Raw genomic sequence first — 15,769 nt, forward strand, 5'->3', positions numbered from 1 at the left:
CACGAAAATTTCATTAAAAAATGCCAGCTAGTTTCAGTCAGGCGCAGCTCACGAACCGGCGGAAACAAATTCCGCAAGCGACGAATAGCCGTTTTCCGGATTGGCGCCTTCGCCGACTGACGTCCAGGTGTTCTTGGGGATGTCCACCACCACCGGCGCGTCCTTGATCTTCATCGTCGCCTTCAACGCGTGGTCGTCACCCTTAATCAGGTAGACCCTGGCCAGATCCATGCTGAGATAACCCTTGGCGCCCGTGATCTTGAAGCAGAACGGGACATTCTTGGTTCGGCTCCACACTTCCACAAGGTTGGCGCCGCCACCACATTCGGTGAACAAGATATGTCCGTCACCTTTCAGCAGGCGAATACCATGCTGCGCGAAGATCTGCTCGGCACCCGGGTAGTCGTAGTCCTCCACGACAGGTGGCGGATCGTCCGATATGGCCGCATCGGCAGCCGAAACAGGAAGGGATGAAAACGCGACAGCAGAAATAGTGACCACGCCGAGCGCGCGCGAGTAAAACTTCACAATGATGAATCCTCCCCTAGGCCCCAACCAGTCTGCGACTACTTCCTGAGGCCATAAGGACTGTACCGACGACTTTTCGGTTCGTCAACAATTGGAGAAGGATACAGCCGATCAGCCCATGTCCACGAAAGCCGAATCGTGAACCCGTTATCGATGTGGCCAAAATCGCTACAGGTAACGCGAACGGGTGCTGGTTCGATACCGATCAGACATGCGATGTAGCAATCCTCCGTCCCTGTGGCCGGCAACGACCTGGATCGGTTTGATCGATCACGTCGGGACCCAATGCGTCGGCGGCCATACCCGCACGTGCCCGGCAGGCAAGCGGGCTCAGTCACGCTAACGACGAGCGTCGCTGTACTCGTTCAGCCTCACCCGACCAGTCGACACTCCCCCGGCGAGGCCATACCGCCGCACCTTGACCGCAAGCGTTCCGCGGGCCGGGTCACTCGCTGCCGATGACGGTCAGATCGTCCCAGTACGAGATGACAGTTCTCCGTGCGCTTCGGAGCAGTCCGTCCAGCAGTGCCAGGCTGCGCGAGTCGCGGGTCGGCTTGCCCTGTTCGGCTGCTTTTCGTGCCGCATCGTGCACGGGGCGAAGCAGGTGTGGTTGCACGATCACCACCTTGGTCTTGTTCAGCGTGGTCCGTGCCCCCAGCGCGGTCACGAACCCCGAAAGGTCCGTCTGCCGGGTGCCGTCGAGCCAAGCCGCCGGGCGCGCGATCCGCGGGGTGGTGAAGCGTTCGACGAGCGCCGGATTGTCCAGCAAGCGCAGGTTCTTCACGGCTTGCGCCACGACCTCCTGATACGCCGTCACCGCGACGCTTCGGGTCGACGAGGTGCTCTGTGCGCCCTTGACGTGGATGGCGGTCAGCGTGCCGTCGACGAGGTGCAGGAAGTCGGCGACCTCCCCCGCGCCGTCGTCACAGACGAGCCATCCGGTGGTGTAGGTCGTCTTGACCCAGGCGAACAACGAGTAGTCGTTGACCAGACCGATCGCGTCGTGGATGGCCTGGTCGCCGCGCACCGGTGGCTTTTCCTGGTTCACCCGGTGAGCACCGAAGTCGGCGAACTCCAGGTTGGCGAACGGCGGTGCGGTCTGGTTCTGCAGGTTGACCTGGTACTCGTCGAACGTGTGCCCCGACTCGTAGTAGATCCTCAGCAGTTCACCATCACCGATTGCGTCCCGGATCCGCCGTGCCATCGCGTCGTTCGACGGCGTTCCGGCGAAGCGAACTTCCAGCTCGAAGCCGTCTCCCCGGGCAACCGGTTTGATCGACAGCGAGCCGACCCCGGCCCCTTCACAGCCGACGATCGCGGTGAACGCCGGGGACTTGGGATCCCCGTGCACTTCGAGGAACGAGTTGCGCAACAGCTCCGCCCGTTCCGTGAGGTCCCCGTCCGGGTCCGCCGGGTCGGGGAGTTCATCCGGCTCGGCGATGGTGACGTCGTAAGCGCCGTACACGTTGGCCAGGTCGGTCTCCGGCACCGCGAGCTGCCAGAACTGCTCCTCCGGCGGTTCGACCGCGAGTGACTTCTCGATCAGGGCGACGGTCTCGGTGGCGGCAGCGAGGAACGTCGGCAGATCGAGCCGGAATTTCCAGTAGAGACGTGACTTCGCCGGGGTGACGGTCAGCCTGCCGCGTACTACGGCGGATTCGTCCATGGGCACGTAATCGATCGCGGCCGCGCTCAACGCGAAGCTGCTGTCCTCGTCGTCGAGCACCTCTTGGATCCGCAGCCCACCCAACGTCTTGCTGTCGGCCTTGGTGGCGCGACGGCGATGGACCCCACGCAACCACACGGTCTTCCCGTCGCCCTGGAACGTCCTCCGCAAGATCGCGCTCGGCAGATACCGATAGAGCTTGTTGAACCTCTGCAACCACTTGCGCAACGCCTCGTCGCTCACCGGTGTGTGTATCACCACGAAGGGGCCACGGCGCACCACGACCGTCAACTGGTTGGCGACGTCGAACACCTGTTGGTGTTCTCCGGACCAGCTCGGCATCGTGCGACGCTCACGAGCGGACGCATACAGGCCGTCGATGCCCAGCTCCAACAACGATCCGATTCCTTCGATCCGGTCGGACTCGGCGAGCACGACCTCGCCGAGGCAGCGGACCGATTCCGCCCGGCCCCGCCAGTCCAGTGCGGTCCGGATGAATTTGACGAGCGAGTGGAACGCGCCCTTCGGGTTCGCGTCCGGGTGACAGAGCAGCACGGACACCGAGAAGGTCGGTGTCAACTCGGCCAGACCGTCCAGCCGGGGCACTTCCGAGTCCATAAGCGATTTGTCGATGTCCATCGTGTTGCCGTCCTTCCGGCACCCGTGCCGGCGCCTTCGAGAAGCATGGACTCGCCGCGCGCATCGAATGTGGACCAGATGTGGAGCCGACGGTGCCCGGTCAGCTCACGTTCCAGACCCGCTCCTCGTTCTACGGCGCACTCCGATCCGCGCAAGAACAGTGGTACTCGCGGAATTGGTTCCCCAGTTCGTCACCGTCCCAGCGCGCGCCATAGGAGCGCCCCGGTAACAGTCGCTTGAATCGCTGGTGTATTTCTCCCGCCCGGTCCACTGGTTGCTGGTGGCCACCGTGCGGACCGGTGACATCGCGCAATGTCCACACCTGGCGCGGAATGCGATATCGGGCGAAACGCACCCGCAGGTCGAACAGCTCGCAGGGCTGTCGCAGTTCACGCACCACGTACGAACGCAGCGCCTGTGGCCGAGGAAAGCGATACCGCATGGCGAAGGCGTGCGTCTCGCCTTTCGCGAGCGGTTCGGGCGGGGTGAGGGACAGGCGTCCCCGCGCCGTGCCACCGGCGCGCAGGGTGCCTCCATAGAGCACGTCCACCTCGAGCGGACCCCGCGGGTCGAACGCCGGCGAGGTGAAGTCGAGTTCGTGCAGTCCGTCGTGGTCGGCGACGATGCGGTACTGCTCCAGCACCTCGTGCTGCGGCAGGTCCAGCGTGACCACCACGTTCAGTTCCGCAGTGTGCCAGGCCACGTCCGGCAGAGGCGGGACGGTCACCACCAGCTCCGCGATCTGGTCGATGGCCTCGTCGACCCGGCGGCGCACGGTACGCGCGTCGCGATCGATCCGGGGTGCGGCCCAGCCGATGCGGTCGCGGTACAGCGGCATGCGCACGTCGGCAATGAGCCCGAAGGCGGCCACGGTGACCAGGCGCATGTCCTCCGGCAACCGCTCGGCAAGTCCGGTCAACCGCGCCACGAGCTTCTCCCGGATGGTGACCGGGCCGTCGTCCTCCGTCACACCGCACAGCACGCGCAGTGTCGGGCCGATCCGCTCCCCGATCCTCCCGGCGTGCACCCCACGCCCCTTGCGCAACGACTTGAGCTCCCGCACCAGTTCTTCGTGGGTGTTCATCAGCAAGCCTCCCCGTCGATCCGATGATCGGCAGCTTGCGACCGGCGAGTGGACCAGAAGTGGACATGTCGTGGATCGGTCCCCACGCCGTGTCCGTGCCCGACGGCATACAAGACGAAAAATATGTCGCGTTCGGTGACACACGAATGGCCGCTTGCACGACATAGTGATGGACATCAAGCTCGCGAACAGGGAGGCGGAGTGGATTTTAGGATGCTGGGCCCGGTGGAAGCGTGGCACGACGACGCTCCGGTACCCTTGGGCGACCAGCAGCAGCGCTTCGTGCTCATCGTGCTTTTGTTACACGCCAACAAACCGCTTTCCGCCGACCGGCTCACCGAAATCATCTGGGGGGCCAACCCCGAGCGCCGGACGCTGGTACGCGGCTACATCAACAAGTTACGCAAGGCCTTCGGCCATGCCGACGACGTCGCGATCGAGACCACCGCGACCGGCTACCTGCTGCGGGTTTCCCCGGAACAGATCGACCTGCACCGCTTCGACCAGTGGCGTGAGCAGGCCCGTCAGGAGCAGGAGCCACGCCGCCAGATCGAACTGCTCCGGGCCGCTGTCGACCTGTGGCGCGGTCGTTTTCTCGAGGACATCGACATCGATCGGGTGGGCGGCACGGACGTGATCTCGCCTGCCGACAGCTATCTCGACACCGTAGGTGATCTCGCTGAGCTGGAACTGGGCACTGGTGACCATCGATCGGCGCGCGACCGGTTGCGCCGCATCGTCGGCAAGGAACCGGACCGGCAGCGTCACGCCGAGTTGCTGATGCGCGCATTGCTCGCCAACGGCGATCGTGTGGAGGCGATCCGGGTGTTCCACAGCACCCGCGACGCGCTCGCCGAACTCGGCCTCGAGCCGGAACCACGGCTGCGCAATATCGCCGCCCGGGCCGAGCGCGGTGAGCCCGCCAGTTCTCTGCCATCCCGGCCCGGTGGTTTCACCGGGCGCGAAAACGAACTCGACCTGATCGCCACGGCGGCAAGCAACGGTGAGAAAGCCGTATGGGTCAGCGGCGCACCAGGGGTGGGCAAGACCGGCTTGGCCGTGGAAGCCGCGCACCGGCTGCGGGAGCGATTCCCCGACGGGCCGTTGCTGTTACGACTGAATGGGTTCACCCCGAACGTCAGCGCCATGACGATGAGCGACGCGCTCACCCAGCTCCTGCTCGAGCTCGGGGTACCCGCCGAGCAGATCCCCGGCTCGCCGGGGCGCAAGATCACGATGTACCAGAACGAGTTGTACGGCACCCGAAGGTTGATCCTGCTGGACAACGCGAAATCCGCGGAACAGGTCCGTGCCCTGCTCCCGGACGCCCCGGACTGCTTCGCGATCGTGACGAGCAGGCGGGTGGGCGAGCCGGACACCGGACAGCAGGTGCGGCTGGCTCCGCTGCCATCGGACGACGCCGTCGCGTTGTTCCGCACGCTGACTGGGCCGCTGCGGGTGACCGGCCGAGCCCCCGAGGTGGCTGAGGTGGTCAAGCGGTGCGGTCACCTGCCGATGCCGATCCGCGTCGCCGCCGCCTTGTTCCGCCGTCACGACCGGTGGCCGCTGGAGCACCTGCTCCGGTTGCTGGCCGAAAGCGGGCCCTGGCACGCCGACACCGATGACGACTCAGGCGCCGCGGCCGTGCGGGTTTCCTACCGGCAGTTGGGTGCGCACCAGCAGGAGATGTTCCGCCTGCTCGGGCACACTCCGGGGCCGCACGTCACCGTGGCGGGTGCCGCGGCGCTGGTGGACAACGCCTTCACCCACGCCCGGCTGGTGCTCGACGAACTGCACGAGGTGTGCCTGGTCGAGGAGCTGACGCCGGAGCGGTACCAGATGCTGGACCCGCTCAAGGAGTTCGCCGCCGCCGAGCCCGGCGAGCACACCGGTGCCGTGCTGCGGCTACTCGACTTCTACCTGGTCACCCTGGCGGACGCGGCGGGGATGGCCTATCCGTTCGAGCGCGCCCGCCTGCCCGCGGTGAACCGCACGTCACCGGTGGCCCGGACCTTCGAGACTCCCGAGGCCGCAATGGCGTGGATCACCGCCGAGCGGGACAACCTGGTGGCTGCCATCCGCTACGCCGCTGCCCACGACTTGCCCGGGCACGCCTGGCGGCTGGCGGTGTTCATCTGGCGCTACTTCCACACGACCAGCCAGTTCGACGACTGGGCCGAGACGATGGAATTGGCCCGGCGGCTGGTGACCGCGGACGAGGACAACACGCTCGGGCAGGCACACGTGCTGCTCAGGCTGGCCACTGTGCACAACCGCCGAGGCGAACTGGCCGAGGCCTTGGAGCTGGCGCGGCGGGCACTGGCCTGCTGGGTGCGGCTGGGCGACGCCAGGGGCGAGGCCACCACGTTGTGCGCCATCGCCATCCCCACCATGGAACTCGGCAGGCATGCCGAGGCGATCACCCACTTCGAAGCGGCGCTGGAGAAGTACGAGGAAGTCGGTGACCTACGCGGGCAGGCACACGCGCTGAGCAATTTGGGCTACCTCAACGAGCTACACGGAAGGCTGGACGTCGCGCTGCGCCAGCACCGTGCCGCGGTGCCGATCCTGCGCGAAACCCGGCACCTGCAAGGGTTGGCGCATGTACTGAACAACCTCGGCTCGGTCCGGCAGCGTCTCGGTTTTCCGAGCGAGGCGCTGGTCGACCACCAAGAGGCGCACCACCTCGCCGCAGAAATCGGTGACGCGTGCGTCATGGCCTACGCGCTGTCCAACATCGGCAACGTGCACCGGTCGGCGGGCAGGATCCCCGAAGCCGAGCGCTACCAGGAAAAAGCCGCCGACATCGCAGCCGGGGTCTTCGACGCGGACCTCCGCACCCGGCTCTTCCGCGACCGCGCGGCGACCGCGCAGGCCAAGGGCGATCACGTCGAGGCGTTGCGCCTCTACAAGGCCGCGTTGGAGCTGGCTGCCACGTCAGGGAACCGGGGACATCGGGCTCACGCCGATCGGGGTGTCGCGCAGACCCTGCACCGGCTCGGCCGGCACGGGGACGCCGTCGCGAACTGGGAGGCCGCCGAAAAGGAGTTCGCCGCGCTGAAACTGCCCGAGGCCGCCCAAGTACGGGCCGAACGGGCGGAACTGACCTGCGCCTGCCGCGACAGGATGGGCTGAGCTTCAGACTCGCTGGTACAGCACGCGCCGCAGTTCCGGGTAGACCTCACGGACCGAGGCATGGTTGTGCCACCGGCCGACGTTCCTGGCCAGTTCCCGCAGATCGAGCCGGATCGTCGCCGAATCGACGTGGGCCGCGTCCTCCAGCGTTTCGGTCAGGGTCCGGCAGCTCTGGTCGACCTCGCCCGCCAGGGCGTAGGCCAGCGACCTGCGGACGCCGAACCGCGCCCGCGTGCGCCGCGAGTCCATGGGCAGCCGGGTCAGCTCCCGGTCCAGGAGTTCGGCCGCTTCACTGGGCCGGCCGAGGTCGCACAACGACCAACCCCGGGCCAGCTCGATCGGGTCGGGGGCAGTGGAGCCGAGCACCGGGTACGCCGACGGGTCCGCACCCGCCGCGTCGACGTGAAACAGGGCCCTGTCCAGTGCGCGTTCGTACTCGCTGCGATCGCCCGCCAGGGCGTGGCCCTGCGCCTCCCGCCGCGCGGCCAACGCGAGGGTGCGCGAACCGGCCCGGCCCGCCTGCTGGGCCCGGCGCGCCAGTTCGATCGTGGCGATCGGATCGTGCCTGTAGAGGGCCAACCCGGCTTCCCGTACGAAGGCGTAGTTGACGATCTCGTGGTCCCCGCCCGCGACGGCCAGTTCCGCAGCCTTCCTCGTCCAGGACAGCGCGCGCCGGTCGTCCCCGGCTTCCTGCTGCATCCACCCGGTGTACTCGGCGATCCGCGCGGCCAGCAGCAACAGGCGCGATCGGGTCGGCTCCGGATTCTCCCCCGCCAGCGCGCCGAGCATCTGAACCTGCGCTGTCAGCGATTCCAGCACCACCACCGGGCTGGTTTGCATACCGAGGCGCCGCAAGTGCTCGAAGGTAGTCCGGATCCCGATGACCACCCGTTCGTCCGGCACTGGCCGCGGACCGCCCGTGAGCGTCACGCCGAGCACGGTGCCGGCCACCAGCACTTGGCGGCGATCGAGGGTCACCGCGCGCTCTCTCTCCGACCGCGCCGCCGCCAGCAGCGCGCCGCCCGCTCCGAGCTCCCCGTCGCAGACCCGGGCCATCGAATCGTGGGGCGATTTCACCCCGTTTTCGATCTTGCTGAGATATCCCTTGCTGTAGTGGATGCGCTTGGCCAGCTGCCCCATCGACAGGCCGGCTGCGATGCGGTATTCACGCAGCAATTCCCCGAATGTTCCAGTCACCAAAGCCTCCCGCTCCGACTGACTTCGAGTACAGCACCTGCGCCGAACCCACGCAATCACCCGGTCGCCCGCGAGAGATCGCGGGCGACCGGGTAAAGCGCTTTCGCTGGCGGCTCAGTCGTGCCAGGGGTTTCCGTCCGGATTCGGCGCGGAACTGGTGGTCGGCGGCGCCGTGGGCGGCTCGTCCGAGGACAAGGCGGTTCCGCCGGCGGAACCGGCCGCGGCCAGGCACAGCACGGCCGTGCCGGAGGCGATAATTGCAGCGAAAGTGGACATGAATTTGGCCATGACAAATCCTCCTGCGGAATCGATGAATTGATTTCGGGCCTTTTCCGGATCTATTCCGGTGCCCATATCGAGGATTCATCAGATCCCGGACGGCCAACAAGGAAGTGACCATTTCCCCCGGCGGCGGTCAACGGGAAACAGGCGGAATCCACACCACATCCACTTCTGGTCGACAGCGGCGGCGGAGCCTGCCCAGGTACTCGCCGGCGCGGTGCCGGTGACGACCAGGAAGGGTGGGTTATGAAGGAAAATGCGGCCTACGACGTCGCCGTTTCGTTCACCGAGCAGTCGCGGTCCGCGGTCGGCGAGGTGGTGGAGGCGATCCGGCAGCGCGGACTGACGGTCCTGCACGGGCCCGACCAGACCCACGAGTGGTGGGGGCACAAGGACCGGGGAGACCTGCCCGCCGCATCGGTGCGCTTCTTCCTTCCCTTCGTCTCCACAGTGGACGATTTCGGCGCCGCGATGCTCCGCGCGGTCAAGAACGGGGACGAGCACGTGCTGCCGGTGCTCGTCGGTGAGCTCGCCGTGCCCGCCGAGCTGCGACACCCGCACGTGAGCTACCTGCGGTTCGACCCCGCGCGGCCCGATCTGCTCACCGAGGCGCTGGCCGCCCGGGTCGAGGGCGCCGAGTCGGCGGGGGCCGAGCAGGAGTCGGTCGCGGAGGTGGTGACCGGCGCCCGGCGGCTCACCAGCTCACCTGCCGTGCCCGCCACATTCAGCCGGTACGCCGAGCAGGAAGCCACCCTCCGCTACCTGGGCGACCAGCTCACCGCGGCGATGCCGGGCCTGGAGCGCAGCGGGTTCGTCGGCACGGTGCACCGCGGTGACTCGCGGATCAGCGTCCGGATCGAGCAGGCCGGCGACACGGTGTACGCGCTGGACATCCAACGCGGGGGCATCGGCGGGGACGAGACGGTGAACTTCGTGGTCGGCAGGCACCAGACCGACACCGGCAGCGTCTGCAGCAACGGCTGGGCCCGCCCGGTGTACAGCACCGAAACCGGTACCGCCGTGCTCGAACTGCACGACTTCTCGGTGCTCGGCCGCAGCACCGGCGAGGCCCGCGTCTACCGCCGGGAAGACCTGTTCGCCGCGCTGTGGCAACGCGTCAACACCGTGGTCGCGGCCGTGGTTCGCTGACCTCACGAGGAAAGCGCCCCTCACCCGAAACGGGTGGGGGGCGCTTTTCGCCGTCGGTCACCGATGCCCTTGGGCCCGGTCCAGAACTTCTTCGAGCCGCAGCGGACTCGGCGGGTGGTGACTCAGGCACAGCGGCACCCGCATCCGGCGGAAGGCGAAGTTCTCGCCGGTGGCGTAGAACTGCCCGCGTTCCAGCCGCGAGATGTCGCCCACAGAACTGCTCTTCGCCTTGGCCATCTCGTTCGCAGCCGCCACCTGCGCCGGGCTGTTCAGCCTGCCGAAGAACTGTGTCGTGGCGTTACCGACCACCTGGTTGTGCACTCCCTTAGGTGCTTGGGTGGCCAGCACCAGGCCGAGTCCGTACTTGCGAGCCTGAGAGGCGAGGAGGATGGTGCTTTGCGTGCTGGCCGTCAACGCCGTCGACGGCGCGATGGTCTGTGCTTCGTCCATCACGAACAGCCCACCGAGCGGCCGGTCCACGGCCGGGTGACGTTTGATCCAGGAGAACACCTCCCACTGGAGCTGGCTGACGAAACCCTGCCGCTGTTCCTCAGACGGCAACCCGATGAAGCTGATCACCGAGATCCGGGCCCGCCTGCCTGCTGACGGCGTGAGCAGGACCCCCGGGTCGGTCGCTTCCCCCGGTCCGCCGAGGAGCGGGTCGTTGACCACGGCCGCCCGCAGGGTTTCCGCCAGATCGGCGGCCATCGCGGTGCCGGTGCTGAGCTTGCTCACGTCCTCCGGAAGTTCGGCGAGAAATTCGATGAACCGGTCGAGATCCCGTTTCCCGGCACGGGCGTAATGCGTCAGCGCCTCGCGCAGCACCGCCCGGCCGCGAACGGCGCCCTTCGTACCGTTGGCGACCCTGGCGTGCGGCACCAGCCGGGCAACGGCGGCTTCGACGGAGGCCGCGAACTCGTCGGCGTCTTCTCGGACATCGGCGAAGTCCGGCAACGGGTGGAAGCTGAGCGGACGTCCGCCCGCCCGGCCCGGTGTCCACACCACGACCTCGGTGTTGGCCAGGTATTCCGCCGACTTGCCCGCGTCACCGGGCAGCCAGTCGCCAGGCGGTTCGGGCCAGGGATCGCCCAGGCGCGCCAAGTCGTTGTTGGGGTCCAGCACGATCGCGGAGACCCCGCGCAGAGCGCACTCTTCGACGATCCGGCGCAGCAGCACGGTTTTCCCGCTGCCGGACCCCGCGAACACGATGACGTGCTTGCGCAGCGACTCCAGCTCGATGCGGATTTCCCCGTCGAACCCGAGCACGAGGTTCTCGCCTACCGGTTCGGTCGGCTCAGCGGAGGATGAGGCGGCGACTCTCCCCGGGGCGAGTTCCGGCGGCGGCCGCGTTTCCTGGTGACCGCTCCTGGGCTGGGTGGGCTGGGGCAGGACGTGGCGCAGCAGCGTCCGGCCGCTGACGGGCTTGCGCGCCACCAGCCAGGTGATCAGCCGGTGCGTCGGCGTGGCCAACATTTCCCGGAGCGCGCTGAAGGTCCGCAGATCCTCATCCGACATGTCAAGGCGCCGCACCCCCAGTCGCTCCAGCGCGGTGAACTCCTTGCGAGTGGTCGGCCCGGTCCAGCCGCGGTTGCCCCACCGGATGAGCACGAGGTGCCGGTCCTTGGCCCCGGCCCGGATGCCCGCCGCGTCGCGGGCGTTGCGCAACCGGTGCAGCACCGTCGTACCGTGGGCCCCGGAGATGACGCGGAAGGTCCACTGCTCCTGGATGTCGAGTGCGTCGTCGAGGAGCCGTCGCAGGCCGGCGTGCAGCCTTTCCTCGTCCGCCAGTGGCTCCGCCTGCCACTTCAGGTCGTCGTTGCCGACCTCCGTGATCCACGCCTTCAGCCCAGCCAACAGTAAGGGCGGGGTGACCTCGTTTTCGTTGTCCTTGCTGATACCCAGCTCACTGAGGTCGACCTCGCTCCGCAGCCGGGCGAACTCCTCGTCGAGCTCGTCGAGGGAATGAACCGGCAGTTCGGCCATGGGTACGGGTAGGACCACCTTCTCGTCGAAGGAACCCAGTTCCCGGATCTCACCGTGCAGGCAAGTTTCGGCGTGGGCGTGGATCCGCTTGAGCAACTGCCGCGGTGTGTAACTCGTCCAGCTCGCACCAAACGCACTGGCGGCTACGGGCCAGGTCGAGTGCGGTGGCGTGACGCCGTGCTTATCGTAAATCACCCCAAGCCATTTCTCGATCAGCTTCTTGCCCAGTACCGGATCCTGGATCGCCCCCAGGAAGGAGGTCTGGGTGAACCTATCGCCCACCGTGTCGCTGGCCACCTCCTTCAACCGCATCCAGGTGTTAGGCAGGGACGCGACGATGGTCAGTGTCCGCTGGGTAGATTCGCGCAGCGCCATCAGACCGTCGGAGATGAGCGCGATTTCCCGGGTCACCTTGGCATCGGTCTCCTGAGTGTCGAGGGCGTCCTGCCCCTTGTTGACCAGAGTGTCCAGTTGGTCGACCCCCACGACGCACGGTCCCGTCAGCGCAAGCACGCGGGAGATGTCGCGCACGAGCACGCGGGGTGACTTGGCGCGGTGCTGCATGCCCCAGAATCGGCGGTCGTCCTCGCTGCCTTCGTGCCCCTGGAGGTATTCCAGACCGATGTCTGCGGTGTCGGACCCGTAGAGCACCAGTGCCCGGATGGTGTCACCGCATTCCACGGCGATGCGAGCATCGGCCTTCCTTAGGCCCTTGAGCAATGCGCGCAGGTGATCAGGCTGAAGTGCCGATTCTCCCACGATGGCTCGGCTGACCTCTTCGGACACCGCGGCACCGGCGCACAACTGCCGCAGCAGCACGGTGAGCTGGCGCTCGCCCTCGTCGTTGGCCCGGTGCAGCTCGCTGCGCATCGCCTCGGCGATGTCGTCCCAGAACGCGTCTCCGGTGGTGAGCTCGACCAGGAAGAAGTAGCCGCCCTTGCGCTGCACCATGCGACGCACCGTGCCGAGCAGGTGGGTCTTCCCCACTCCCTTCTCCCCTTGCACGACCACGCCCACCGGGCTCGGGCCGGTGCTGGCCCTGGCGTCTTCAATGCCCGCCATGATGTTGTGCTCGACCCTCGCGTGCAGGCCGTCGATGTGCGAGGGCGAAGTGTGCCAGACGTCGTCCGGGGTCTCGGCGGAGTTGATCCGCAGGACGGCCAGGACCTCACGTAAGTCGTCACTCATGATTCCTCGATCACTATGAGGTGCTTGTCCTCACCGCCGACCCGGATGGCGGCGTCGTGGTCGGCGTGGGTGAGCACCTTGCGGTTGGAGTCGGGGGCCAGGTGGACCGTGTTCGTCTTCGCCATCTCGACCAGCACGGCGTCCACCTCGTCTTTGCCCGCGCCGTTGAGCTTCGGCCGTAGCCGAGCCAGGCGGATCCAGTCCTGCGTGCCCACGGACAGCTCGGCGTAGACGCCGCGGATGAGCGACTCCAGGTAGCCGGATCGCAGCGCCTCGGCCAGCAGGCCGCGTCGGCGCAGGAAGAGCACCAGCCGGCGCAGCAGGTCGAGCTGCTGCCGGGCCTGCGGCCCGGAGCGGGACGGCAGTTCCGAGCGAACCAGGTCGGTCATGCACCAGCCGATCCCCTCGTCGGTGATCCGGTGCACGTACGGCCGGACATTCGTCGAACTCTTCAGCAACCCGGCGGCGTTCAGCCGGTCGCGTTCGGCGGGACTAAGCCGGACCTTGTGGTCTTTGACCAATTCGGTGTTGAGCATGTCCCGGTTGGCCAGCACCAGCGCCAGCAGGGCGGCTCTGGCATTCGTTGAGTACTGTTCCGGCATTTCGCCGCCTTTCATTCGGTGAACGCGTTGATGCGTCGATCGATCCGGTTCAGCAGTGCCTTCGTCGCATCGAGGAGCTCACGGGGTGCGGGCACCCCGTGACCGTCGCCGTGGGCTTTGCCGAGGAACTCCATGTCCGCCGACCGGTCGAGCAACTGGGCCATGTCACCTTGATCGAGCGCGGTGGCCATCCCGCGCACGGTGTCCTCGATCAGGACGAAGCGTTCGGCGTAGGGCAGGGTGTCCGGCAGCGTGCGGAGAGCGGCCGCCGCGGCCCGAAGTGCCTCCTGGCCCGGCCCTGCCCCGGTGGAGGTGAGCAGGTGGTGCAGCTGCCTGGCCGCTCGGACGGGCCGCACGTCCGGCGTGAATTCCAGGTGATGGAGATTGCGCACGAAGCCCGGCAGTTCGTCGCGATCGATGCCGCGGGCGAGCAGGCAGAAAAGCTGCCGATGCGTGCCCTCCGGCCCGAGTGTGTGCCGCAGGAACCGTTCGGACTCGGTGATCTGCCAGCGACTCAGCGGTCCCTCCACAACCAGGCACAGATGCTGGGCCGAATCAGCGGCCTCGGCCAGGAATCCCGGATCGCCGGACAACGAGCGGTCGGCGCGGACCCCGAGCAGGCGCAGTTCTTCGATCAGTTCCGTGGCGACCCTGGACTGCCGTGCGCTCGACACCAGCACGTCCAGGTCGAACTCACGGCACCGGTCCCGCGCCGCGGCCACGTAGGCGTCACGGTTGTCGGCCAGCACGTCGGTGCGGTCGAAGTCCTGCGCGATGACCGCCGCGACCGTTTCCAGCGCGTAGGAGATCTGGTCCGCCTTGGGCACCTGCTCATCCAGGACCGGCAACTGTTCACCGAAGCTCCAGTAGGAGACGTAGGGCACCGTGAGGTGGCGCATCATCAGGTCCACCGGGACGGTCTGCGCCAGCCAGTTCCCGAACAGGGGCGCCACGGCCTCGGCGCACTTGCGCTGCCACTGTTCGGCGCGCTCGTACTCGACTCGATTGTCCAATCTGGACAGGATGGGGAGCACCGAGTGCCGGGGCCGGTCGTAGGGCATGCGGTCACGGGCGCGGTCGGCCCGCTGGGCGACGTCCACCACGTCGTCGAGGTTCTGGTCGTTGGCGGTGAACACCACGACCAGCCGGTCCGGCAGATGCGCGGTGCAGATGCCGGCTATGTCGGACACACCAGTCCGGCTGTCGAGCAGTACGAAGTCGTAGTTCTCGGTCCACACCGCCCGGCAGGCCTCCAGGTACGCGGCGAAACCGCGCCGGTACAGCTCATCCCAGTTCAGCTCCTGCATGCGTTTCGAATAGGAGTCGTCCAGCTTGCCGGACACCACGCGTCCGGCGGCCAGCAAATCGAGCCTGTCACCTTCGACGCCGACCCGGACGGCGTAGGAGTCCAGGTCCTGCGGGGCCACCGGTGATCCGGCACCGCGCAGGAAGTCGTGCGCGAGGTCGACGACTCCGTGCTCCGGCTGCTCGACCAGCTTCGGTCCGAAGTAATGGTGCAGCCCGGGTGCTTCGAGGTCCCAGTCCACCGTGAGTACCCGATAACCCCAGCGCGCCAGCAGCACGGCCACGTTCGCCAGCGTGAAACTGCGGCCCACCCCGCCCTTGTACGAATAGAAGGTGAGCACGGTGCCGGTCGTCATTCGAACCTCGGCAATGGAGGAGTCGGCAGCAGCACCGGTTCCGGTACTTCGACGAGCGGCCAGTCCGGCCGCCACGGTGGAGCCTGGGCTACCAACTGCGCCAGGTCCCTGGCCAGCTCCCTGACCTTGAGGTGGAACTTGTTGTATTCGATACTCTGTTGATAAGACGGGTCCGGGTAGGCGACATCCTTGAAATCCCGCCAGGCTCGCACCTTTCCCTCTTCGGGAAAATTCTCCGAGTCCGAGTACAGGATCGGATAGATCAACCCCTGGGAGGAAACACCGTTTCCCGCGAGTCCGAGCATCTCCTCCCTGGCCTGCATGCTGCGCATCTCAGCCATGCACCACGGCGACTGAAAGTAAGGCGGAGTGAGCAACTGAACCATGATCTTGCTGTGCCGCAAAGCGTCCCGCAGGTTGGACGGCCAGTGCACCGCACTGGGCATCTGCCGGTCCATGTACACTTTCAGGCTGCCGTACTCGTCGGCGAGGCTTTCCCTCAGTTTGTCGTAGAAGTGGTTGAGCAGCCATTTCTGCACGCTGCCGTGACGGCTGTAGCTGATGAACAGATCGTACTCGTACTCGGACACGCCAACGATGATATGCGGCGGGCACCGGGCGGAAATCGACAGATAATGGAGATTATCGAGACAAC

At 66.9% G+C, this 15,769-nt stretch carries 11 protein-coding genes; 2 read left to right on the forward strand and 9 right to left on the reverse strand.

Annotation, left to right across the window (positions count from 1 at the left end; translation table 11 throughout):
- Positions 1–48 precede the first annotated feature (48 nt).
- From AORI_RS72920 to AORI_RS72930, 3 genes are all read right to left on the reverse strand, one after another.
- On the reverse strand, positions 49–528 hold the full coding sequence (locus AORI_RS72920; RefSeq protein ID WP_123798621.1) for a hypothetical protein: 480 nt from the start codon (positions 526–528) through the stop codon (positions 49–51).
- Positions 529–973: 445 nt separating this feature from the next.
- A complete protein-coding gene (locus AORI_RS72925) occupies positions 974–2,833 on the reverse strand; it encodes a hypothetical protein (RefSeq protein WP_016336677.1) in 1,860 nt (619 codons plus the stop codon).
- A gap of 130 nt (positions 2,834–2,963) precedes the next feature.
- Positions 2,964–3,917 carry a hypothetical protein gene (locus tag AORI_RS72930; protein WP_016336678.1) on the reverse strand — a complete coding sequence of 318 codons (954 nt, stop codon included), beginning with the start codon at positions 3,915–3,917 and terminating at the stop codon, positions 2,964–2,966.
- A gap of 201 nt (positions 3,918–4,118) precedes the next feature.
- Here AORI_RS72930 and AORI_RS72935 point away from each other — a divergent pair, with 201 nt between their 5' ends.
- Positions 4,119–7,052: an AfsR/SARP family transcriptional regulator gene (locus AORI_RS72935; protein ID WP_228688230.1), complete on the forward strand. Its 2,934-nt coding sequence runs from the start codon at positions 4,119–4,121 to the stop codon at positions 7,050–7,052.
- Positions 7,053–7,055: 3 nt separating this feature from the next.
- Here AORI_RS72935 and AORI_RS72940 read toward each other — a convergent pair whose 3' ends face one another.
- Together AORI_RS72940 and AORI_RS83725 are read right to left on the reverse strand one after the other, a co-directional pair.
- Complete coding sequence (locus AORI_RS72940; protein ID WP_016336680.1) at positions 7,056–8,249, reverse strand: helix-turn-helix transcriptional regulator; 1,194 nt, start codon at positions 8,247–8,249, stop codon at positions 7,056–7,058.
- Between the two features lie 114 nt (positions 8,250–8,363).
- Positions 8,364–8,537, reverse strand: coding sequence for a hypothetical protein (locus AORI_RS83725; RefSeq protein ID WP_228688231.1), 174 nt, complete (start codon positions 8,535–8,537; stop codon positions 8,364–8,366).
- A gap of 240 nt (positions 8,538–8,777) precedes the next feature.
- On the opposite strand from AORI_RS83725, the gene AORI_RS83730 reads away from it, so the two are divergent.
- Positions 8,778–9,680 (forward strand): hypothetical protein, encoded by a 903-nt coding sequence (locus tag AORI_RS83730; protein WP_016336681.1) that lies wholly within the window; start codon positions 8,778–8,780, stop codon positions 9,678–9,680.
- A gap of 57 nt (positions 9,681–9,737) precedes the next feature.
- Here the strand turns inward: AORI_RS83730 and AORI_RS72950 are convergent, their stop codons facing one another.
- Genes AORI_RS72950 through AORI_RS72965 form a run of 4 tightly spaced genes read right to left on the reverse strand, consistent with a single transcriptional unit; the run spans position 9,738 to position 15,704 of the window.
- Positions 9,738–12,851 carry a helicase HerA domain-containing protein gene (locus tag AORI_RS72950; RefSeq protein WP_016336682.1) on the reverse strand — a complete coding sequence of 1,038 codons (3,114 nt, stop codon included), beginning with the start codon at positions 12,849–12,851 and terminating at the stop codon, positions 9,738–9,740.
- Positions 12,848–13,453, reverse strand: coding sequence for a hypothetical protein (locus tag AORI_RS72955; protein WP_016336683.1), 606 nt, complete (start codon positions 13,451–13,453; stop codon positions 12,848–12,850). The genes AORI_RS72950 and AORI_RS72955 overlap by 4 nt, the downstream gene beginning before the upstream one ends.
- 11 nt (positions 13,454–13,464) lie before the next feature.
- Complete coding sequence (locus AORI_RS72960; RefSeq protein WP_016336684.1) at positions 13,465–15,114, reverse strand: tyrosine-protein kinase family protein; 1,650 nt, start codon at positions 15,112–15,114, stop codon at positions 13,465–13,467.
- Positions 15,111–15,704 (reverse strand): TIR domain-containing protein, encoded by a 594-nt coding sequence (locus AORI_RS72965; RefSeq protein ID WP_016336685.1) that lies wholly within the window; start codon positions 15,702–15,704, stop codon positions 15,111–15,113. The genes AORI_RS72960 and AORI_RS72965 overlap by 4 nt, the downstream gene beginning before the upstream one ends.
- Between the last annotated feature and the right edge of the window lie 65 nt (positions 15,705–15,769).

The organism is Amycolatopsis keratiniphila (genome assembly GCF_000400635.2).
Lineage (GTDB): Bacteria > Actinomycetota > Actinomycetes > Mycobacteriales > Pseudonocardiaceae > Amycolatopsis > Amycolatopsis keratiniphila.

Bases quoted from the DNA above. Each gene is read 5' to 3' on its own strand.
- AORI_RS72925 (WP_016336677.1), bottom strand. From the start codon at position 2,833: ATGGACATCGACAAATCGCTTATGGACTCGGAAGTGCCCCGGCTGGAC.
- AORI_RS72930 (WP_016336678.1), bottom strand. From the start codon at position 3,917: ATGAACACCCACGAAGAACTGGTGCGGGAGCTCAAGTCGTTGCGCAAG.
- AORI_RS83725 (WP_228688231.1), bottom strand. From the start codon at position 8,537: ATGGCCAAATTCATGTCCACTTTCGCTGCAATTATCGCCTCCGGCACG.
- AORI_RS83730 (WP_016336681.1), top strand. From the start codon at position 8,778: ATGAAGGAAAATGCGGCCTACGACGTCGCCGTTTCGTTCACCGAGCAG.
- AORI_RS72950 (WP_016336682.1), bottom strand. From the start codon at position 12,851: ATGAGTGACGACTTACGTGAGGTCCTGGCCGTCCTGCGGATCAACTCC.
- AORI_RS72955 (WP_016336683.1), bottom strand. From the start codon at position 13,453: ATGCCGGAACAGTACTCAACGAATGCCAGAGCCGCCCTGCTGGCGCTG.
- AORI_RS72960 (WP_016336684.1), bottom strand. From the start codon at position 15,114: ATGACGACCGGCACCGTGCTCACCTTCTATTCGTACAAGGGCGGGGTG.